Source organism: Planktothrix serta PCC 8927 (assembly GCF_900010725.2).
Classification (GTDB): domain Bacteria; phylum Cyanobacteriota; class Cyanobacteriia; order Cyanobacteriales; family Microcoleaceae; genus Planktothrix; species Planktothrix serta.
In genome coordinates, this window is sequence record NZ_LR734969.1 from 1 (window position 1) to 778 (window position 778).

Here is a 778-nt window from a genome sequence, read left to right on the forward strand (position 1 = left end):
GTCTTTGACAAAAGTGAACTCCGAACGAAGTTCTGTAGAATACTTATTTAAAGCAAATCGATCAATTTTGGTATCTTTAGGTGCGTCCATCCAGTAACGAATTGACTTGTTTCTGATGAACTGTACCGTTTTAATCGCTTCATCAATCGCTCTGCACTGATGGGGCTTTGCTTTAACTTTGTATTCGAGAACTATCATTGATTCGACCTCTCAATGGGTTGTTTGCTTGCTACTATCAACCTTAACACAGTAAACTGATTTTGTCGATTAAAACAAGGAAACAACCAAAAATGAAGCTAAAGGCTATAGATTACAAGCATTACAACCATTCAGTCGGATTGGCTTGTGTTCATATCGTCTGGATTCCAAAAAGAAGAAAGCGTGTGCTAATTGGAGATGTAGCAACACGCTGTCGGGAGATATTTTATGAATTGGCAATTGAGAAAGAATGGGAAATTAAAGCATTAGAAATAGCTCCTGATCATATTCACTTGTTTATCTGCCATCAACCTGATTACGCCATTAGTCAGATTGTGCAAGCTTTTAAAGGGAGATCATCACGTTATTTAAGAAGAGAATTTCCTCATTTGTTAAAACTTCCTAGTCTATGGACTCGCTCATATTTTCATACTACTGCTGGTAGTGTTAGCTCTAAAGTTATTATGGAATATATTAACGATCCTCATCACAATACGCATTAACACACAGGCGCTTAAAAGCGCTGCTTGCCTTCATCCATGAGCTAAAGCTGCATGGTTTTCGGCTGCGTCAATAATAA

General features: G+C 37.8%; 1 protein-coding gene and 1 pseudogene. One reads left to right on the forward strand and one right to left on the reverse strand.

The genetic code is table 11. The features are described from left to right. Nucleotides 1-198 (reverse strand): annotated as a pseudogene (locus tag PL8927_RS27845) (hypothetical protein); the annotation flags it as partial. Between the two features lie 92 nt (nucleotides 199-290). Here PL8927_RS27845 and tnpA point away from each other — a divergent pair. Then, nucleotides 291-701: an IS200/IS605 family transposase gene (gene tnpA, locus PL8927_RS27850; protein WP_083618782.1), complete on the forward strand. Its 411-nt coding sequence runs from the start codon at nucleotides 291-293 to the stop codon at nucleotides 699-701. The last annotated feature ends 77 nt before the right edge of the window (nucleotides 702-778 follow it).